Consider the following 21398-nt stretch of genomic DNA (forward strand, 5'->3'; position numbering starts at 1 on the left):
AGAAGCTGCGAATTTTTAACTCATGATGAGGTGGAGAATGGTGCAGGAACAGACTCAATCAGAGAAAAAGTCACTTTGGGATGGTTGGAATGCTCCACCAAATCTGGTGACCTTCCTGCGCATCATCCTTGTTGTTGTATTCCTGTGCCTGTATGTCAACGCTGGCCCATGGGGTTCGCGCAACATGGGTATGCGCTGGTGGGCAGGCGTGGTGTTCATCATCGCCGCTTCAACTGACAAAATCGATGGCTGGATGGCCCGCAAGTACAACCAGGTCACAGAGCTTGGTAAGCTGCTTGATCCTATTGCTGACAAGCTGCTGATTCTGGGCACGCTCATTGTGGCAGCATGCTTCACGGAGCTTGGTAACCCTGTACTCGGCTGGATTGCAACGGCGCTGTTCTGCATTCGTGAAATCGGCATTACGATTATGCGTTTCTTCGTTATTGAAGAAGGCGGCAAGGTTATTGCAGCATCACAGGCTGGCAAGTACAAGACGCTGACGCAGTGCATCGGCCTTGGCATGCTGACGCTGCCAGTGTGGTCGTTCGCAGGTCTGAGCCACCCACTGTGGCTGGGTCTTTACCAGGTGCTGATGTACACGCTGATCTACTTCGCACTGATTCTGTGCCTGTACTCGGGTTGGGAGTACCTGTCGAACACGTTCGGCTGGGGCAAGCAGAAGCAGGCCTGAGTCGCAACAGCAAACGTACGGCACATGTAACGTACTGAACATCTAGTTCTTGAACAACTCTGCTGGGGTTACCCCATGCAGAGTTGTTTTTGTTTCTGCACAAGTCACAACACAGGTGTGGTGCAACACGTTGGGGGATTGCGCCATAGTGGTAGCAGAGATACCCAGTGAGTTTCAACATCGCAAAGAGGCATGATGAGCAACGTAGAACTTGAATCCAATGAAACGAGATCATTTGTTGCTGAACAGCTCAACACCGTTGAAGAGTTGCAGCATGAATGCGATCAAATTGCCGCAGATATTCTGCAATGGTGTGTCGAGCACAACGTACACATTGCTTGTGCAGAATCGTTAACGGGCGGTTTGCTCGCTGATGCATTTGTGCGTGTTCCTGGTGCTAGCCGCGTGTTCTTAGGATCAGCAGTCACCTACGATATTCGAGCCAAGCATAGTGTGCTCGGTGTGGATGAGAAACGCCTCGAACAGTACGGTGCAGTGGATCCTCAAGTAGCCTTACAAATGGCACAGCTCACGGCAAAATTATTCGACCAGCCAGAGTACGAAGGTCGCATTATCGGATTGTCCACAACAGGCGTTGCTGGACCTGGTCCAGATGGCGATAAACCAGCAGGACTAGTGTTTGTCGGCGTGTCGTTCCCGAATATTTGTGATGACTGGATTAGATCTCCGCATTCTGTAATACGCTTGCAATTGCAAGGGAATAGAGAAATAATTAGACACAGGAGCGTCTGCTGTATTTTGGAAAACCTGAGACATTTCACAGCATCTTCACAGAAAGGGTTTCTGTACTAAGTAGTGAATTGAGTTTTAGGCAGCGAAAGGGGAGCAATCGTGGAAGCAGCAATGGCAGTGAAAGAAACAATTGAGACGCAGAAGGTCGTAGAGACTCCTTCTCCGGCTCATTCCGGCAGTGCTCGCATGCGTGAACTGACGCCAGCACAGCGCCGAGCTGTCATGTTCGCTCAGCAGCAAGTGCTGCGTGCACGTGCAGCCAAGAAGGCGAAGGATGAGCGTCAAGCTGCTTTGGCCCGCATGTGGCAAGAAGAAGATGCCGAAATTTCGAAGCCACGTTCTGTCGTGCGTAAGCGCGAGATCATGGGCGATATCAAGGAGGTGTCGCTCCGAGAGGCGATCGGTCACGTTCTGCGCGACCTGCGTACTCGCGATCGCAAGACATTGCGAGAGGTCAGCGAGAAGGCTGGCGTTTCGCTCGGCTACCTGTCCGAAGTTGAACGCGGACAGAAGGAAGCTAGCTCCGAGCTGCTAGCTTCGATCTCTGAATCGTTGGGCCTGTCCACGTCACAGATGCTGCGCCTCGTCGCTGACTATCTGGACTCTGTGGAATCCTGAGCCCAATGTCACGCTCATCAAGATGATGAGCCCACGCAGACATCCTAAGCACCTCGTTACTGTAAGTACCTCAGTAGCGAGGTGCTTTTGTTATGTGCGATTGGTTGTGCCCAGTTCGTTATACCTAATTTGTGATGCCAAATTCGTGATGCATAATTCGTAATGTCGAATTCGGTATGCCTGACGAACTCTATGACGGCATCAAGTATCAGCTGTGTGTTTGGGAACAATGCGTGATTAGAGAGTGTTGAATACAGCGTGTGGGAATTATCACAGCGAAAGGGTGCGTAGTAGGTAATGCTTTGCGCTACGGTTAGCAATTATGCGTGAACGTGAATTCTGGCTCTTGCTCGAAGAAGTACTTGGTCGTTCGTATGGGCGTGCACTTGCTCATGATCAAGGATTAACCAAATTACATGGCATGACTGTGGTAGAAGCATTAGAGGCTGGAGTTGAGCCACGAACCGTATGGAACGTGTTGTGTGATCAAATGGATATCCCTGATTCGAAGCGATGGGGTAAAGACCATGTGGCACCACCGCTGCCCGTGGATTTCCAATAACTATTACTGAACTTTCACTAACCCTCAGAAAATTATTCGAACATATGTTCGTATGCGTGCTATACTCGAGTTCGCAACAGCGAGCGAATGCAACTTAACCCCCGTGATGTGGAAAGTTGCTCGTTTATGCACAACGCTTGACTGCAATTGCTACGTTGAACAACGCGCGTTAGCGTGGAAACACAAGACGTTGCATTTACAGACGTGTGAAGAAATCTAAGGAGACGGCCATGGCCCAGGCGAAAAATGACCAGAAGCAAAAGGCGCATGATGGCGCTGTCGATCCTAAACGCCAAGCAGCCCTTGATGCAGCACTGAAGCAAGTCGAGAAGAACTTCGGCAAGGGTTCGGCAATGCGTTTGGGTGATCGCCCAGAACAAGACGTAGAGGTCATTCCTACGGGTTCGCTCGCACTTGATATGGCACTCGGTATTGGCGGTTTACCACGCGGCCGTATTGTTGAAATCTATGGCCCTGAATCTTCGGGTAAGACGACGCTGGCACTGCACGTTGTTGCTAACGCACAGCGTAACGGCGGCGTTGCAGCATTCATTGATGCTGAACATGCTCTCGACCCTGTGTATGCACGCAAGCTGGGCGTTGATACCGATGCTCTGATTGTGTCGCAGCCAGACAATGGTGAACAGGCTCTGGAAATTGCGGACCTGCTGATTCGCTCGGGTGCTCTTGACGTTATTGTTATCGATTCCGTTGCGGCTCTCGTGCCAAAGGCAGAAATTGAAGGCGATATGGGCGATAGCCATGTTGGCCTTCAGGCAAGGCTGATGAGCCAGGCACTGCGTAAGATGACCGGTGCACTGTCTCAGGCAGGTACGACGGCAATCTTTATTAACCAGCTGCGTGAAAAGATTGGTGTGTTCTTCGGTAGCCCTGAAACCACAACGGGTGGTAAGGCGCTGAAGTTCTACTCCTCGGTGCGTCTTGACATCCGTCGTATTCAGACGATTAAGGCTGGCGACGAAGCTGTTGGTAACCGTACGCGCGTCAAGATCGCTAAGAACAAGCTTGCTCCACCATTCAAGTCGGCAGAATTCGATGTGCTGTATGGCGAGGGCATTTCGCGCGAAGGCTCGATTATCGATATGGGCCTGCAGACCGATGTGATTAAGAAGTCGGGCTCGTGGTTCACACACAATGGTGACCAGCTGGGTCAGGGTCGTGAGAATGTGCGTAGGTTCCTGAAGGAAACGCCTGAGGTTGCCGATCAGATCGAACGTGAAGTGAAGCAAGCATTCGGCTTGCTGGATCCAGATCAGCAGCTTGTGGAAGGTGCAGCTGAGGAGCCAGCTGAGTAACAGGTTCTCAAACAAACTTGAGAACAACATTGATGAATCCCACTCACGATTTAGTGGGAGATATCAACCGTATTGCGCATGGCATGCTAGTCTCTGGCATGCCATGCATGCTATTGGGTCATGTATCCAATGAACTGGATGTTGTATGGCATGGCGCAATGGAAAAGTCATAAGGATCGCCATGATTAGTGTCGAAGAATTCCTGCAACAACAGCAGGCTCAGTCAGCAAATGGGGGAGCAGATATAACGTCTGCAGAGCCACCATTTGATACTGATATGCAGGAGCCGCACGCTGATCAACGATTCGGCGCACGACATTCAGGTAAGCGCAAATCGTATCCACGTAAACGTCGCTCACGTCATGGTGGATTTGCATTTGTACCTGCACAAGATGCGCAGGACCAGCAAGCCTGTATGGAAGCAGCGTTGCGATTGCTTGATTCGTGCTCGCGTTCCACTGGTATGATGCGCGAACGGTTAACTGAACGTGGTTTTGATGAGCAGATTGTGACGAATGTTATTAATCGACTCATCGAAATTCAATATCTTGATGATGCATCGGTTGCGCAATCGTTGCTACGCACGTGCCTTGCCAAACATATGGGGGAGCGTGGAGCTCGCCAAACACTGCAGCGCAAGGGCGTTGATCGTAGTGCTATTGATCAAGTACTGCAGCAAGCACGCGAAGATGGAGCGTTCGCACAAAGTGCTTGGGAGCTTGGCGAGCAGGTTGCTCGTAAAACTGAAGGACTTGAACGACAGACACGTTTGCGTCGTTTCTGGAGTGCAGGGGCACGCAAAGGTCATAGTGGTGCTGACCTCAGGCCTGTTGCTGATGAACTTTTCCGCGATAAGTAATATTGGCGAAAAGTTGTTCTATGAGCGAGAACTGTTTCCAATAGCGCAATCGACGCGCAGATATTACATATTGAGACGCTCAAATCTTAAAACTAGGTAAAGCTCAGATTGCGTAGATTCAGTGCATTCGAATACCTGAAATCAGAGGAGCAGCGAGTAACAAGAATAGAGTGTGTAAACAGCGTTGATGAGAATGCTGCTGCAGATAGCTGCAGAACCATTGCTGCAGGAGCAACTATGTAAATGCTGTTGCAAGACTGCTGCGAAAAGTGCGCAATAGGGTGGCGCAGTATCAGCAGAAGATTGATCTGAATAATGAAATAAAAAAGAGTTGAATGAGACCTCTTTTACCCCGGGTTCTGTCGTATTGCCGAAGCAATACGGATGACCATCCATCTCGACCTGACGTTGCCGACAGGCTCTAGCAGCCTACCCGAAGGCATATGGACGAGCAGCCCTGCCTTCTACTTGGCCTTGCTCCCGATGAGGCTTGCCATGCGGTTAACTGTTACCAGCAACCCGGTGGTCTCTTACACCGCCGTTTCACCCTTACCTATATGACGAATCACACAGGCGGTCTATTCTCTGCTGCGCTATCTCTCAGGTCGCCCTGGGCGGACGTTATCCGCCATCGTGCTCTATGGAGCCCGGAAGTTCCTCAACCATTGCTGGTCGCGGCCATCAAGAGGTCTCAAACAGAACAGTCTAGTCTAGACGATGACAAATGTGGAGAAATTGCTTAATAAGTGAGTCGACGTTTTCACTTTCTTAACTATTTCTGATTTTTGTCAGATTCTTCTCAGATTTCCCTCCCTATAAAAGGAAATGTCTACTACAATATGTTTTACATCGTTCGGGGGGCTCCTCGAGCGATCCGCCTAGCGGCTTTGCCGCTTAAGTCTAGGGAGGTCCACATGGATATCGTCATTACCGGACGCCACACGCAAATCAAGCAAAGGTTCCGTGACGTCGTTGAAAGCAAGATGAATCGTGTGACCGCTATTGCTCCAGACACGCAGCGCGTGCAGATCGTGGTTTCCCATGAAGGCAACCCACGTCTGGCTGACACTGCAAAGCGTGTGGAAATCACTGTGATTGCTGGAAGCACCGTCGTGCGTGCCGAGGCTTCAAGTGCCGAAGAATACAGTGCACTTGATATGGCGCTCGACAAGCTGACTCTGCGTCTGCGTCGTACGCGTGATCGTCGTAAGAATCACCGTCGCGGATACACGCCAATTCCTGCTGAACTTGACGTGCCACCAGCTGAAGAGCGTACCGACATCGAAGGTGATGCCGATGTGGAGAACAGCCCAGAAGCAGCTGTTGCTTCTGATCTTGGTCCTGGCGAATCCGTCGAGGTCCAGGTTGGAGATACTCCAATTGTCATTCGTCGTAAGCTGCACATCGCAGAGCCAATGTCTATCGATGAGGCTCTGTACGAGATGGAACTGATTGGTCACGACTTCTTCCTGTTCGTCAATAAGGCAACGAACCGCCCATCGGTCGTCTACCACCGCCACGGCTGGAGCTATGGTGTGTTCGAGATTGACACGGCAGAAAATGTCAAGAAGGAGCAAGAAGCTCGCGGCTGATTAATAGCTGTCTGACTTAATTCGCAAAGGGACCCCACAAGGGTCCCTTTGTTGCGTTTAAGACGGGTATGGAGCTGAACCATGTTGCGGGATAGTGCTGCTGCATTAGAGCTAACGGGGACGGTGAGCAAGGGTATGTGTGATGCAGTGCCGGTTGGAATGAGTCGTATTGAGATCCTCGAGTGGATGCTTGTTGAGATGCTCGTGGAGATATTTGTTGAGGACATCGTAGAGACGCGGAGATTAGTAAATTTGGGACGTTTTGTGTGTTTTGCGGAAATAATTGAATAAAAAGGTCGAAAAATATGTTGAAGGGGGTAAGAGTCGACTAAGCTCTGAACTGTTTTGCACTACCGAACTTGAGGAGTGAATGTGGTAGACATTGTTGACAAAGCCCTGCGAATGGGTGAGGGTCACCAGATTAAGCGACTGGAAAACGTTGCTAAAGCGGTGAACGCTCTGGAGGACGAGATCAGCGCACTGTCTGACGACGAGCTGAAGGGCCAAACTGCAAAATTCAAGCAGAAGCTCGATAACGGCGCCAAGCTTGACGACATTATGGCGGAAGCATTCGCAACCGTACGTGAAGCATCGAAGCGCACACTTGGTCTGCGTCACTTCGACGTCCAGTTGATGGGCGGTGCTGCTCTGCACTGGGGCAACATTGCAGAAATGAAGACGGGTGAAGGTAAGACGCTGGTGGCAACGCTGCCAAGCTACCTGAATGCACTCGAAGGCAAGGGCGTGCACGTTGTTACCGTGAACGACTATCTGGCAAGCTACCAGAGCGAGCTCATGGGTCGTATTTACCGCTTCCTCGGTATGAACGCAGGCTGCATTATTACGAATCAGCCACCAGTTGAGCGTCGTAAGCAGTACAACGCTGATATTACGTACGGCACGAACAACGAGTTCGGCTTCGATTACCTGCGTGACAACATGGCATGGGAGAAGGGTGAGCTCGTACAGCGCGGCCACCACTTCGCCATCGTCGATGAGGTCGATTCGATTCTGATCGATGAGGCTCGTACGCCACTGATTATTTCGGGTCCAGCTGAGGGTGACGTGACGCGTTGGTACCGTCAGTTCGCCAAGCTCGTGCTCAAGCTCAACCGTGATGAGGATTACGAGGTCGACGAGAAGAAGAAGGTCGTCGGCATTCTCGACCCAGGTATTACGAAGGTCGAAGACTTCCTCGGTATCGACAACCTGTATGAGCCAAACAACACGGCGCTGATCGGTTACCTGAACAACGCTATTAAGGCTAAGGAACTGTTCCTGCGCGATCGCGATTACGTGGTCTCGAACGGCGAAGTGCTGATTGTTGACGAGCACACGGGTCGTATTCTGCCAGGCCGTCGTTATAACGAGGGTCTGCACCAGGCAATCGAAGCTAAGGAAAACGTCGAGGTCAAGGCAGAGAATCAGACGTTCGCAACGATTACGCTGCAGAACTACTTCCGTATGTACGACAAGCTCGCAGGTATGACCGGTACTGCAGAGACCGAGGCTGCTGAGTTCATGGGTACGTACAAGCTCGGCGTGCTGCCAATTCCTACGAACCGCCCAATGATTCGTCAGGATAAGGACGATCTGATCTTCCGCACGAAGAAGGAAAAGCTCGCTGCAATCGTGCGCGATGTGGCTGCTCGTCACAAGAAGGGTCAGCCTGTGCTGCTCGGTACGGCAAGCGTTGAGTCTTCGGAAATTGTGTCGTCGCTGCTCGATGTTGCTGGCATTGATCACCAGGTGCTCAACGCTAAGCAGCACGATAAGGAAGCTGCTGTGGTTGCAGTTGCAGGCCGTAAGGGCGCTGTGACCGTGGCTACGAACATGGCTGGCCGTGGTACCGATATTATGCTCGGCGGCAACGTCGAGTTCCTCGCTGATGCCAAGCTCAAGAAGGACGGCTACTCGCCAGAGGAGACGCCAGAAGAGTACGAGCGTCTGTGGCCAGAAACGCTGCAGGAGATTAAGAACCAGGTCAAGGAAGAGCACGAGGAAGTCAAGGAACTTGGCGGCCTGTACGTGCTCGGTACTGAGCGCCACGAATCTCGCCGAATTGATAACCAGCTGCGCGGTCGTTCCGGCCGTCAGGGCGATCCAGGTGAGTCGCGCTTCTACCTGAGCCTCGAAGACGATCTGATGCGTCTGTTCAACACGCAGCTTGTGGCACGCGTTATGGCTAAGGGCATGCCAGAAGGCGAGCCAATCGAGTCGAAGTCGGTTTCGAAGGGCGTGCGCACGGCTCAGAAGGCTGTGGAATCGCGTAACTTCGAAATCCGTAAGAACGTGCTTAAGTACGACGACGTGATGAACAAGCAGCGTACGGTGATTTACGCTGAGCGTCAGGCTGTGCTGCAGGGCGAGGATATTCACGAAGACGTGGAGCGCTTCATTTCCGATACGCTCTCGAGCTACGTGAACGGTGCGAACCGCGGTTCTGATAAGCCACGTGATTGGGACTTCGAAGGCCTCGTCAAGGCAGCTTCGGATCTGTATCCATGCACGCTGAACGCTGATGAGCTCAAGGAAGCTTGCGAAGGTCTCAAGGGCGAAAAGGCTACGAAGGCTGTGCTCAAGGTCCTTGTTGAGGATGCACAGGATAAGTACGACGAGCTCGCTGAGCCACTGAGCGATGAGGATCTGCGTCAGCTCGAGCGCCGTGTGGTTATGGCAGTGCTCGATCGTAAGTGGCGTGAGCACCTCTACGAGATGGATTACCTCAAGGACGGTATTGGTCTGCGTGGTATGGGCCAGCGCGATCCACTCGTTGAGTACCAGCGCGAGGGCTACCAGATGTTCAACTCCATGATTGAAGCAATCAAGGAGGAGACGATCCAGCTCATGTTCAACGTGGACATCCAGAGCGTGGCTCACACGCAGGATGTGACCGAGGATGAATCGGTTACCGTGAACGCCGACGATGTTATGAACACTGAGATCGAAGAGGCTGTTGACGAAACTGAGCAGTCTGAGGGCATTGACACGTCGCTCGAAGATGCTGATCGCGATGTCAAGGTGGAGCTCAGCGAACCAGCTGATCCAGATCTTGAAGATGATGATGCTGATGAAGAGGCAACGGCTGAAGAGCTCGAAGAGAAGAAGGAAGCTCATCATCACACGCGTGAAGGCCACGTGACCGGTCCAAAGCCAGTGTCGCATGCTGATGGCGATGTACCAACGTCCAAGCGTCCAAAGAGCAATGAGCTCAAGTCCCCATGGGCTGATGGTCGCACGTTCCCAGGCACGGGTCGCAATGCTCAGTGCCCATGCGGTTCGGGTCGTAAGTACAAGCAGTGCCACGGTCAGAACGAGCAGTGAGCACCACGAACTGAGTAACAATCTCAGTATGTGAACTGCTAACAAAGAGCGGTATTCCTCTGGAAATAGGGGAGTGCCGCTCTTTTGTTTCGTGATGTGGACTAGTCCGTATTACTAGGGCTCAAATCGTTAGAATGAGGCCACTGCCGCAATCGCGGCATTGAGCCAAGGAGACATCATCATGACACAAATCATGTGGAAATCGCTGTTGATGAAGCTAATGAACAAAGAACATCTCAACGCCGATGAAGCCGAGTGGTTTGTTGATGACCTCATGAAAGGCAATGCCAATCCGGCTATTGTTGGCGCCGTACTCGCAACGCAGCAGCTCAACGGTTTAACTGCACCAGAAGTTGCTGGTGCTTCACGAGCTATGGTTGCTCATGCCGTGCCACTGAGCATTGATACCGAGGCCACCGATATTGTGGGTACTGGTGGTGATGGCGCACACACGGTTAATCTTTCTACGATGGGTGCCATTGTGGCTGCAGCAGCAGGTGTAACTGTGGTCAAGCATGGCAATCGTGCTTCATCGTCGAAATGTGGTGCCGCTGACTGCCTCGAAGCGCTCGGCCTACCAATTGACCTGACACCAGAAGATGTGGCCAAGGTCGCCGAAGAAACTGGCATTACGTTTGCTTTCGCTAAGACGTTCCACCCTTCTATGCGTCATGTGGGCCCAGTTCGTGCTGCACTGGGCGTGCCATCAGTATTTAACGTGCTTGGTCCTCTGACGAATCCTGCACGACCAGATCATTTGGCCATTGGTTGTGCAGATCGCGAGATTAGCCCATTAATGGCTGAAGTCTATGCAGCTAACAACCAGAGCGGCATGGTGTTCACCTCAGCTGAGGGACTCGATGAAATGGCTCCAACGGGCCCAATCGATATTTGGGAGTTCCGTCATGGGGAAGTGACGAAGAAAACCTTCGACCCAATCGAAGAGCTCGGTCTTGAGCGCGTCACTGTGGATGATTTGCGTGGCGGATATCCGGAAGTCAATGCGGAAGCTGTTCGTGATCTCGTTGCTGGTAAAGATGTGCCATTCCGCACCACGGCATTATTGAATGCTGCAGCAGCCATTGTGGCTGATGGTCATTTAGTTCCTGCCGATGGTTCACTTGCTGAACGCTTCTCGGTAGGCTACAAGCTCGCAGAAGAGGCCCTAAACAGCGGCAAGGCAGAGCAGCTACTCAATACGTGGATCGACACAGCGCGTCGCTATAAGAGGCAAGAAATGAAGGCCGCGCAGCACCAGTAGCTCGCAGCACAAGTCGTACTCCAAGCAAAGCCGTAACAAACTCTGAGCAATCGCTTAATCCAAGTTTGTTACGGCTTTTGTTATGCCCGGTTTATGCACAGTGCTGTCTTAGGTCATGCCCGGTTTGATCCAGGTCCGTGACCGGTTATTCTGCACACGTTTATACGCGGGCTCCGTCGTCATCCCAACTTTGCTTTGTTTCATCATGACCCTTATGCGTCATGACTAAGCCACCAGCACCCACGAGTACACACAGCGCTGCAAGCACACCAATAAAGCCAGCCCACGATGGCAGCAATACGGCAATCAGAATCAAGGCGATGCCAGCGACGAGCACAGCCCACAGTGCAGCGCGACCGCGGTTTACGCCACTGAGATCTGGATTTGGCGGCACAAATGGCGAACCATGACGATCCATAACATCATCGGTATCAAGCCAACTCGAACCCGTAAAATCACGAGGCCCGGCGGGTTTACCCCCGACAAAATTGGAATTGCTGAGTTCATTCACAGACAACATCATCTGTTTACGTGCACGCTTGGTTGCTTTGCGCTCATTTTGTTGCGCCTTGCGGTTGAATTTTTTGGCAGCACGAGAGTTATTGACGTCGTTCAAATCGTCCTCGTGCTCAGCCATAAAGGCTTGCCATGCATCATCAGAACCATTGGAAGCAGGCTGCTGCACTGCTTTGCCCCCGTTTGCTGACTGATTCTGGTCATGGTTGTGTGTATCCATGCCTGTTTCGTCCCCATCGTTGCTATTGTTGAGTCCAGTCATATCTAACCACTGTAATAGTGCCGTGCGTCATCTAACTGGAGGTTCTCACGATGTTGTATTGGTTTTTTGTGAAAACACTAGGCCCCATTGCACGCCACAGGTTTAAGCCAGAAGTTGAGGGTCTTGAGAACATTCCACAGCATGGTGGCGCCATTATTGCTGCGAATCATTTAGCAGTTATTGACGATGGTCTGCTGCCACTGACGTGCCCTCGCATGATCCACTTCATGGGCAAGTCGGATTACTTCGAAGGCAAGGGTCTTAAGGGCCGTCTGAAGAAGTGGTTCTTCACGAGCGCTGGCGTTTTCCCAGTGGATCGTTCTGGCGGTTCGAAGTCGCTGGGTGCTCTGAATCACGCACGTGACATTCTTGAAGAAGGCCACCTGTTCGGCATTCATATTGAAGGTACACGCAGCCCTGATGGCCGTTTGTACAAGGGTCACACGGGTGTTGCTCGTCTGGCACTGGAAACGGGCGCACCAATTATTCCAACGGCTCTTATTGGTACGCGTGAAATCCAGAAGCCTGGCACCGTCATTCCAGGCAAGGGTCACACGAAGGTGCTGTATGGCAAGCCAATGTATGTGGATCCAGTTCCAGCAAACGAAGTAACGCGTGAGATGCTGCGCGATCTGACCGATCAGGTAACGGCTCAGATTCAGCAGCTTTCGGGTCAGGAATATGTTCCTGAATATGCTCAAGTCGTCAAGCAGCAGATGAAAGAAGAAGCTGCACTGACCGCTAAAGATCAAGAACAGGCTCAGTGAGCCCGAATGTGAGCCCGAGTTTGATGTGATCGCTCGGTTGTAGCGCTCACTACATATAAAAACAGCCCTCCAGCATTCACACTGGAGGGCTGATTGTTTTGTGTTGCCTATCAGATCACGGTTAGCGTCACCACAGTTGGCTTGCCATCTTCGCCGTGCAAGCGCACCTGCTCGCCAGCCTTAGGGGACTGGAAGCGCACCGTGTGCAGGAAGTCACCAACAGGAGCCGTGACCTTGACCTGCAAACCGAGGCCTTCAAGAATCTTGCGTGCCTCATCAGTCTTCTTACCCGTCACATCTGGCATCGTGACCATTTCTGGACCCTTAGAAACCACGATGTGCACGTCATCACCCCAGTGCAGCTGCGTATTCGCCGGCACCGACTGTTCCATAACCTCACCAGCAGGAACCTTATCGGAATACTTCTCTTCGTACGAAGCATTGAGCTTGACGGCGCCCAGAGCTGCCTGAGCCTGATCACGCTGCTTACCAACAACATCAGGCATCGTCACAGGCATACGACCCTTCGACAGCGTCACGGTTACCTGATCATTGTGATTGACGGTCGTACCAGGACCTGGAATCACCGAAATAGCAGCACCTTCTGGCACATCCATCGAATACTGTGCCTCAGCTTCAGTAATATTCGTGAAGCCAGCCTTCTTCAGCGCTTCCACAGGGTTCTTACCCGAGGCAGAGTTGGCATCCATAATGTCTGCAGGAACCGTCGCCTGACGAATACCCTTCGACACAATAACCTTGACGCTGCCGCCCTTCTTGCTGACGCGGCCATCAACATTAGCTGGGTTCGTCGAAATAATGTCACCAGCAGGAACCGTATCGCTGTATTCTTCAGTCACGGTGTATGGAATTTCCGCAGCATCAAGCTGCTTCTTGTACTGCTTCCAGCTCACGCCAGTGATCTTGCAAGCGCCGTCCGAAGGACAGTTCAGTCCGTCCGGCTTTGGCAGCGTATTGTAGCTGCCCGGACCCATCAGCATGTAGTAGGTTGCGCCGCCAACGCCGCCGAGAACGAGCACCAGAGCAATAATCAGGCCAATAATCAGGCCCTTTTTCTTGCCCTTCTTGCCGTTCTTCTTGGCTTTCGACTGTGTTTCATTTTCTGATTCCTCAGCGAGCGGCAATGCCATAGCAACCGTCGGTGCATCATCACCGTTCTGCTGAGGTACGGCCGTAGTAGGCGGAATCGAAGACGTATCCGCCTTGGTCGGCTGATCAGAAGTAGAAGTAGGAGGAAGCACCTGTGTAGCATCAGCAGGCAGATCGTTGTGCACGAACTGAGACTGAGCCAAACCGTCGAAACCAATCAGTGAGGAAGTCTTCGTAGCCGTTGGATCGTAACGGTAGGCGAGTTGGTCGGCGGACAGCGAGTTCATGAGCTCATGCAAACGCAACAGAGCCTGATCGGCGTCAGCAGGACGAGCATCAACACTACGAGCCGTTAAATAACTGACAAAATCAGAAACAGCAGGGGCAATGCCCGTGCACACGGACGAAACAGGTGGCACATCAGAGTTGACATGCTTGAACACAAGTGTCACTGGGTTATCGGCCTTGAATGGCACCGAACCTGTCAACATTTCCCAAGCAATAATGCCCACCGAATAGCAGTCGCCCTGTGCGATGGCTTGATTGTCGGAAATCATTTCTGGAGCCAAATATGCAGCCGTACCCAACAGCATGCCCGTGCTCGACAGCGTGGCCTGAGAAATAGCCTTAGCCAGACCAAAATCAGTGATCTGCACGCGGCCGCGCTCGTTCAACATAATGTTCTCAGGCTTAATATCGCGGTGAACAACGCCAGCACGATGTGCCGAGGCTAAGCCATCAAGCACTTCGCCAATAATGCGCAACGTGTCGCGCACTGAATACGTGTGCTGACGCTGCATATCCTGACGCAAATTCGAACCGCGCACATATTCCATAACGAGATAGTCCAGCCCATTGAACTCGCCAAAATCATAAACCTGCACAATGTGCGGATTGGCGATGGAGGCAGCGCTCGTAGCTTCACGGCGGAAACGCTCCACGAACTGCTCACGCTGAGGACCTTGGGCCAGCTGCATATGCATGACCTTAATTGCCACAGTGCGGCCTAGACGCTCATCTTTTGCTGTAAACACTGTAGCCATGCCGCCTTCAGCAATTCGTTCAAGAATGCGGTAGCGGCCGTCAATAAGTGCGCCTTCCTGGATGTTCGGCGAATCGGTCATGATGTTGTTCTGACCCCTTCCATGACCATGGTGGGTGATGCGTTGCTCATTTTACAACGATGGCGTCGTGCTGATGCAACGAATAACGGTGTGCATTGAGTGAAAATACGCTCGGTATTTTGGGTTGAGACAGCGTTCAGCGCAGATGTGCAGGAATGAATCGAGCACAAGCCTCGCGCAGCTGTTGCTTGGCGTCGGCGGTGAGCTGAACAGTATCAATAGCTTCGCTGGTTTGCAGCCACAGCTTGTGAATGCGTTGCTCGCTAGCTTCAACAGCACCAGTAGAACGCATTAACGAGATCACCGTATTGACCTGATCGGTTGTACGTTCTGGAGCTTCATACCATTGCACAAGCATGGCGCGATCTTCTGGCGTGGCCTGGGCGAGCGTATCGGCGAGCAGCACAGTGCGCTTGCCTTCGCGAATATCGCCACCAACAGGCTTACCGGTTTGACGGCTCGTGCCAATAACATCAATCAGATCATCAGCAAGCTGGAATGCCAAGCCCAGAGGCATACCAATATGCAAGGCGAGTTCAGTTGCGCGATCCACGTCGACGCCAGCAGCCAGCATGCCCAGCAGCAGTGGGGCAATAGTCGTATAGCTAGCCGTCTTCCAACGGAACACATTGAGTGACGCGTGTGCTAAAGAATCATGATCATCGAGCGACATGGCTTCAACGGCCAGATCAAGCACCTGACCAATTTCGACCTCTTGCTGCATACGCATAAAAGCTTCGTTCAGCGAATGCATGCTTGGTAATTGGCTAGCCGCATTCGTCGCAACAACAGAGCATGCTGTTGCCAACAAATCGCCAAGCATAATGCCTAAGCCAGTGCCAGCTGCTTGACCAGCTACGGCCTTGGCTAGTGCACGATGTGCAGCAGGCTTACCACGGCGCAAATCAGCATCATCAATAATGTCGTCATGGACCAAGGCTGCAGTTTGGAACAGTTCTACAGCGCATGCTAAATCCAACACATGGGAGCGGTTTGGCTCTGGCTGTGCTGGAGCCAGCTGCTGTTCATGTGCCGACTGCAGGAAAGCATCAAAGGTGTGCAGCACGAGTAAAGCGCGCAGGCGCTTACCGCCTTCGCTTGACTGCAATGCCTGCTGTTCAACAGCATCGAGTACTGGCTGCAATTGAGGCGCAATAGTGCTTGCTGGCAGACCAGAGGCTTGCTCATAGTCTGCAGCTGTTGCCAAATGCGTATCTAATTGCTCGCGAATTAGCTGAGCAATTCGTGGTTCGATTAACGCCAGATCAGATTCCATACTTACTGCGCTCATACCTTGATTCATTCATAGTGTTGCGACAACCGTGCACGGTGCCGTTCTATTCAAGTGCTGAAACCGCATACATATTCCATAAGTACGGCAAATCTGTGGTCTATATATAACGCGCTGCTTCCACATGTCAGGCACTGCTTCTAAGGCACTGCTTTCACACGTAAGGCTCATCCAAATTTCAACATGAGAACAAGAATCTGAGCACATGTGTGTGGTGGACGGCTCAAGCAGTTAACCACAGTGGCCTTGGGAGCTCGATTTCTGCATACGATTCAACAACAGTGAGAGCTACAGAACAACGAAGTTCTGTATTGCAGCAAGTGAGCATAGATACACCTAGGGGAGCAGCTATGAACGAGCGTCAGCATATTGATTTTGATGAGCTTATTGCACTGGTGCATGATCAAGCACAGCTTGAGCATGAGTCGCGAGATTTGAGTGCCTGTAATACGCAGTTTGACCAGTTGTGTGCTCAGTTCCATGAAGACGTCAGACATTTAGGCCGTAAAGCTGCACTACAACAATGGGTGCAACAACCGCAGCAGCATTGGGCACGGCTTATTGATGGTTCGGCACATCGCGTGCGTATAGATACTATGGTGCGTCTTTTTGTAGTGATGGCTGAGTCACTGCCAGTTCGCGATGGTGTAATTGCCACAGTATTAGCTGCTCATATGGATGCCGAACAGCGCCAACAGTTAGTCATGCAATATATCTATCACCCGTATATGCAGAGCAATGCAGTGAGCGTCGATAGTTTGCTGGAAGACGCGTTCTATGGCGATGAACAAGGTATTGATAGCCAAGCAGCACTACGTGGCATTGTTGTGCTGCAACTCGTTATGGAAGCAGTTGGTAATGTCGGGCGTTTTCTGGCACAGCCAGCAGCCGTTATGGCCTTCCTATGGTGGTGGATGGGTATGGGTGGTAATGCACAACGAGCAGCTGTTTTGGCACAGGATGCTGATCAATCCTGTTCTATGGCCAATATTGTGTTAACCGCGCTGAGTCATGGGGTGTTTCCGCGCAGTGCACGAGGCTTAGAAACCTTGCAAGATACCGTCTGGAAGCAGTCGTTTGAGGACCTCGAAATTAGTGACTCATAATCTGCAAAAATATGTCTTAATTTTCAGACTGCTCAGGAATAAACGTCTCGGTTTTGTGGTTTACTCACTGAAGTCGACAGACTTGCATTTGGCAGGAGTATGCGTTCATGCAGGTTCGTCCCACTAAGGACATGTTCAGGAGGGTGAGTTTGGTCACGAAGACTACGTCCGCAACCAATAAGAAGACCTCAACTAAGGCTACTGAGGAAACCACAGCGGAGGCTCCCGTCAAGGCAACACGAAAGAGCACAGCTAAGAAGTCTACGAAGACTACGGCAAAGAAGACCAGCACAAGGTCCACGAAGGCTAAGGCTTCTGATGCAGTAGAGAAGGCAACTGCTTCCACCGCGAAGAGGACTCGTAAGACTGCAGCTAAGAAGGCTACTGAAGCTACGAAGAAGCCTCGTAAGTCTACGAAGAAGGCTAAGGAAGCTGAAGAAGAAGTCGATGAGCTGACGCTCGACGTTGAAGATGACGACGAAGACGTTGACGACGATCTCGACTTAGATTCCAATATCGATAACGCTCATAACGTTGACGACGATGACGAAGAAGAAGACGTCGACGATATTGAAGACGACGAAGACGATGATGACGAAGATGAGCAGCCTGAAGAGCCTAAGGCTAAGGGTGCCTTCGTTATGCGCGATGATGACGATGATGATGACGATCGTCCAGTGCGTACTGGTCGTAATCCAAAGCGTCGCGTGGTTACCGCAGGTGCAACGGCAGATCCTGTGAAGGATTACCTCAAGCAGATTGGTCGAGTCAGCCTGCTGAATGCAGAGCAGGAAGTTGACCTGTCGGAGCGTATTGAGGCTGGTCTGTATGCACAGCACCTGCTCGATACTGAGTCTGAGGGTATGTCGTTCGCTCGCAAGCGTGAGCTCAAGTGGGCTGCAAACGACGGTAAGAAGGCTAAGGACCACCTGCTCGAAGCTAACCTTCGACTCGTGGTGTCGCTAGCAAAGCGTTACACGGGCCGCGGCATGCTGTTCCTGGATCTGATTCAGGAAGGTAACTTGGGCCTGATTCGTGCAGTCGAGAAGTTCGATTGGAAGAAGGGCTTCAAGTTCTCCACGTATGCAACGTGGTGGATCCGTCAGGCAATTACGCGTGCAATGGCTGATCAGGCTCGTACGATTCGTGTGCCTGTGCACATGGTTGAGGTCATTAACAAGCTGTCTCGCGTTCAGCGCCAGATGCTGCAGGATCTTGGTCGTGAGCCTACACCAGATGAGCTCGCACGTGAGCTGGATATGCCTGTGGAAAAGGTGCAGGAAGTCCAGAAGTACGGTCGTGAGCCAATCTCGCTGCACACGCCTCTGGGTGAAGATGGTGATTCGGAGTTCGGTGATCTGATTGAGGATACCGATGCAATTGCACCATCGGAAGCTGTGGCATTCTCGCTGCTGCAGGAGCAGTTCAAGCAGGTGCTTGAGACGCTGTCTCCTCGTGAAGCAGGCGTGATCAAGATGCGTTATGGTCTGGAAGATGGCCAGCCAAAGACGCTGGATGATATTGGACGTGTGTATGGCGTGACGCGTGAGCGTATTCGTCAGATTGAGTCCAAGACGATGTCGAAGCTTCGTCATCCTTCGCGCTCCCAGACGCTGCGCGACTTCCTTGATCAGTGAGCGAGAACATGGTGAAATCTTCTAAATCCGCCACTCGGAAAACCGGGTATGGCGCGGATAGTCTTGTCGTGCTTGAAGGCCTCGATGCTGTGCGCAAGAGGCCTGGCATGTATATCGGTACTACCGATAGTCAAGGCTTAATGCACTGCCTTTGGGAAATCATCGACAACTCAGTCGATGAGGCCCTGGCAGGTGCCTGCACGCACATTACTGTGACGTTGCATACCGACGGCTCAATTGAAGTCGCCGATAATGGACGCGGCATTCCTGTTGATATTGAGCCTAAGACTAAGCTCTCGGGCGTTGAAGTAGTACTGACGAAGCTGCACGCTGGCGGTAAATTCGACTCATCGTCGTATAACGCTGCAGGCGGTTTGCACGGCGTCGGCTCGTCAGTCGTAAACGCCTTGAGCTCGCGACTTGATGTTGAAGTTGATCGCGACGGTAAAACACATCACATGGCCTTCCACAAGGGTCATCCTGGTGTGTATACCGATGCAGATCCAGAACATCCGTCGCCTGATTCGCCGTTTAAGAAGACGCGTAAGAATAGGCCAACTGAACTTGAAATCATTGGCAAGGTGCCACCAAAGCGCACCGGTACGCGTATTCGCTATTGGGCTGACCCAGAGATCTTCAACGAAACCGCTAAGTTTGACTACAACCAGCTCATTGAGCGCGTTCGTCAGACGAGCTTCTTGGTTCCTGGTCTGAAAATCACGGTTATTGACGAGAACATCGAAGAAACCGGTAATGCGGCCATTGATACGCTCGTTGAAACTGATGTTGATGAGGCAAAGGCTGGCGCTGCAGAAACCCTCGAAGTTGCAGCAGCAGAAGCAGAACAGCAGCTCAATACTGAAGCTGAAGCAACTGCAGATCAGGATGAAGAACACAGCGAAGCAGCAGCTACCGATGAAGATTCGGCTCAGCAACAGGCTCATGACTTGGTTGCTGAAGATACGACTGTACTTGAGGCAACGCAGTCGAAGCCTGGCCACCGTCGTGTGGAAGAATTCCAGCACACGGGTGGTGTTGTTGACTTTGTTGACTTCCTGACGATGGGCGAGCCAGTGAGCACCGTGTGGAGTATTTCTGGCCAAGGCACCTATAAGGAAGAAACGCAGGCTGTTGATGCTAACGGTGATCTGCATGCTGAGAACGTGACGCGTACATGCGATGTTGATATTGCACTGCGTTGGACGAACGGCTATGACACGACCATGCGTAGCTTCGTCAACATTGTGGAAACGCCTGGCGGTGGTACGCATGTTGATGGCTTCTTGCAGTCGGTAACGAAGCTTGTTCGTAAGGCTGTTGAAGAGAACGCACGCAAGCTCAAGGTCAATCTCAAAGACTCGAAGATGAAGGTTGAGCGAGACGATATTCTTGCTGGTCTCGTCGCCGTCGTGACCGTGCGTATCGCAGAGCCTCAGTTCCAAGGCCAGACCAAGGACGTACTCGGTACGGCTCAGGTTAAGGGTGTTGTGCAGAGGCTGTGCGACAAGCTGTTCGCAGAGCTCATTAACGGTACGAAGCGTGGCTATAAAGAACAGTCGATGCGTGTGCTCGAAAAGATTGTGGGCGAAATGCACGCTCGCATTCAGGCACGTAAGACGAAGGAAGTTACGCGTCGTAAGAATGCACTCGAATCGGCTTCTATGCCTTCGAAGCTGTCTGATTGCCAGCCTGGTAATGACGATGTTGCTGAATTGTTCATCGTCGAGGGTGACTCGGCATTAGGTACGGCAAAGGCTGCTCGTAATTCTGCATTCCAAGCACTGCTGCCAATTCGAGGCAAGATCTTGAATGTGCAGAAGGCTTCGCTATCGCAGATGCTTTCGAATAAAGAGTGTGCTGCCATTATTCAGGTAGTGGGTGCAGGCTCTGGTGCAACATTCGATCTGGATCAGGCTCGCTATAACAAGATCATTATGATGACCGATGCAGATGTTGATGGCGCCCATATTCGAACGCTGCTGTTAACGCTGTTCTACCGTTATATGCGACCACTTGTGGAAGCGGGTCATGTATATGCTGCTGTGCCTCCACTGCACCGTATTGCATTAACGGGTTCACGTAAGGGCCAGTACATTTACACCTATTCGGATGATGAATTGGCTGGCAAGCTTGCTGAACTCGATAGTGCTGGCATTACTTATGATGCTGATATTCAGCGATACAAGGGTCTGGGTGAGATGGATGCTGACCAGCTTGCCGACACGACTATGGATCCTCGCTCGCGCATGCTGCGCCGTATTACCGCAGTAGAAGCAATGCAGGCCAATGAAATCTTTAGCTTGCTTATGGGCGATGAAGTGCCACCACGTCGTCAATTTATTGTTGACAACGCCAACGATTTTGATCGTTCAAAGATCGATACCTGATCTGCAACAATGGTTGAATAAGGCTTGATTGCTTTGGGGTTATACCTCCGAGTAATCAAGCCTTGTTGTTTATTTATGAGTTTTTGGCAGAAGCACCGTATCTCAAATTACGGGTAAATCGGTTAGTAATAAATTAGAGATTCCTACAATAAGAATCATGAATCATCACCGATATGGGATGAATCGTAGAGATTGATAACTCGGGGAGCGTACTGTCAA

Annotated in this window: 16 protein-coding genes and 1 other RNA gene; 13 read left to right on the forward strand and 4 right to left on the reverse strand. The window is 51.7% G+C overall.

The features are described 5' to 3' along the window. Positions 1-37 precede the first annotated feature (37 nt). The 6 genes from pgsA (at position 38) to D2E26_RS01675 (ending at position 4802) form a co-directional block, all read left to right on the forward strand. The gene (gene pgsA / locus D2E26_RS01650; RefSeq protein ID WP_125962960.1) at positions 38-694 is read left to right on the forward strand and encodes a CDP-diacylglycerol--glycerol-3-phosphate 3-phosphatidyltransferase; all 657 of its coding nucleotides are present in this window, start codon (positions 38-40) and stop codon (positions 692-694) included. Between the two features lie 195 nt (positions 695-889). Further along, entirely contained in the window at positions 890-1507 is a 618-nt protein-coding gene (locus tag D2E26_RS01655; protein WP_125962961.1) for a CinA family protein, read from the forward strand. Positions 1508-1558: 51 nt separating this feature from the next. After that, positions 1559-2065, forward strand: a complete 507-nt coding sequence (locus D2E26_RS01660) for a helix-turn-helix domain-containing protein (RefSeq protein WP_125963370.1) — start codon at positions 1559-1561, stop codon at positions 2063-2065. A gap of 322 nt (positions 2066-2387) precedes the next feature. Next, positions 2388-2627 (forward strand): DUF3046 domain-containing protein, encoded by a 240-nt coding sequence (locus D2E26_RS01665; RefSeq protein ID WP_125962962.1) that lies wholly within the window; start codon positions 2388-2390, stop codon positions 2625-2627. Positions 2628-2857: 230 nt separating this feature from the next. Beyond that, complete coding sequence (recA, locus tag D2E26_RS01670; RefSeq protein ID WP_125962963.1) at positions 2858-3943, forward strand: recombinase RecA; 1086 nt, start codon at positions 2858-2860, stop codon at positions 3941-3943. A gap of 181 nt (positions 3944-4124) precedes the next feature. Continuing rightward, on the forward strand, positions 4125-4802 hold the full coding sequence (locus tag D2E26_RS01675) for a regulatory protein RecX (protein ID WP_164515821.1): 678 nt from the start codon (positions 4125-4127) through the stop codon (positions 4800-4802). A 332-nt stretch (positions 4803-5134) separates the two neighbouring features. Here D2E26_RS01675 and rnpB read toward each other — a convergent pair. Further along, positions 5135-5496, reverse strand: an RNA gene (gene rnpB, locus D2E26_RS01680) — RNase P RNA component class A. A 220-nt stretch (positions 5497-5716) separates the two neighbouring features. On the opposite strand from rnpB, the gene hpf reads away from it, so the two are divergent. The 3 genes from hpf to trpD all read left to right on the forward strand — a co-directional run bounded on the left by hpf (position 5717) and on the right by trpD (position 10979). Continuing rightward, the gene (hpf, locus tag D2E26_RS01685) at positions 5717-6394 is read left to right on the forward strand and encodes a ribosome hibernation-promoting factor, HPF/YfiA family (protein ID WP_125962964.1); all 678 of its coding nucleotides are present in this window, start codon (positions 5717-5719) and stop codon (positions 6392-6394) included. Positions 6395-6766: 372 nt separating this feature from the next. Next, entirely contained in the window at positions 6767-9718 is a 2952-nt protein-coding gene (gene secA / locus D2E26_RS01690; protein WP_125962965.1) for a preprotein translocase subunit SecA, read from the forward strand. A 181-nt stretch (positions 9719-9899) separates the two neighbouring features. Further along, a complete protein-coding gene (gene trpD / locus D2E26_RS01695; protein WP_125962966.1) occupies positions 9900-10979 on the forward strand; it encodes an anthranilate phosphoribosyltransferase in 1080 nt (359 codons plus the stop codon). Between the two features lie 160 nt (positions 10980-11139). On the opposite strand, the gene D2E26_RS01700 is transcribed toward trpD, so the two are convergent. Beyond that, positions 11140-11757, reverse strand: a complete 618-nt coding sequence (locus D2E26_RS01700) for a hypothetical protein (RefSeq protein WP_125962967.1) — start codon at positions 11755-11757, stop codon at positions 11140-11142. A gap of 50 nt (positions 11758-11807) precedes the next feature. On the opposite strand from D2E26_RS01700, the gene D2E26_RS01705 reads away from it, so the two are divergent. Continuing rightward, positions 11808-12524: a lysophospholipid acyltransferase family protein gene (locus tag D2E26_RS01705; RefSeq protein ID WP_125962968.1), complete on the forward strand. Its 717-nt coding sequence runs from the start codon at positions 11808-11810 to the stop codon at positions 12522-12524. Between the two features lie 110 nt (positions 12525-12634). On the opposite strand, the gene D2E26_RS01710 is transcribed toward D2E26_RS01705, so the two are convergent. Further along, positions 12635-14758 (reverse strand): Stk1 family PASTA domain-containing Ser/Thr kinase, encoded by a 2124-nt coding sequence (locus D2E26_RS01710; protein WP_125962969.1) that lies wholly within the window; start codon positions 14756-14758, stop codon positions 12635-12637. Between the two features lie 136 nt (positions 14759-14894). Then, a complete protein-coding gene (locus D2E26_RS01715; protein ID WP_125962970.1) occupies positions 14895-16049 on the reverse strand; it encodes a polyprenyl synthetase family protein in 1155 nt (384 codons plus the stop codon). Positions 16050-16399: 350 nt separating this feature from the next. Here D2E26_RS01715 and D2E26_RS01720 point away from each other — a divergent pair, with 350 nt between their 5' ends. From D2E26_RS01720 to D2E26_RS01730, 3 genes are all read left to right on the forward strand, one after another. Then, positions 16400-17155: a DUF4192 family protein gene (locus D2E26_RS01720; protein ID WP_125962971.1), complete on the forward strand. Its 756-nt coding sequence runs from the start codon at positions 16400-16402 to the stop codon at positions 17153-17155. A 149-nt stretch (positions 17156-17304) separates the two neighbouring features. Continuing rightward, entirely contained in the window at positions 17305-18792 is a 1488-nt protein-coding gene (locus D2E26_RS01725) for an RNA polymerase sigma factor (protein ID WP_420897198.1), read from the forward strand. An 8-nt stretch (positions 18793-18800) separates the two neighbouring features. Next, positions 18801-21179: a DNA topoisomerase IV subunit B gene (locus tag D2E26_RS01730; RefSeq protein WP_125962972.1), complete on the forward strand. Its 2379-nt coding sequence runs from the start codon at positions 18801-18803 to the stop codon at positions 21177-21179. The last annotated feature ends 219 nt before the right edge of the window (positions 21180-21398 follow it).

The sequence above is a fragment of the Bifidobacterium dolichotidis genome (assembly GCF_003951975.1).
Classification (GTDB): Bacteria; Actinomycetota; Actinomycetes; order Actinomycetales; family Bifidobacteriaceae; genus Bifidobacterium; species Bifidobacterium dolichotidis.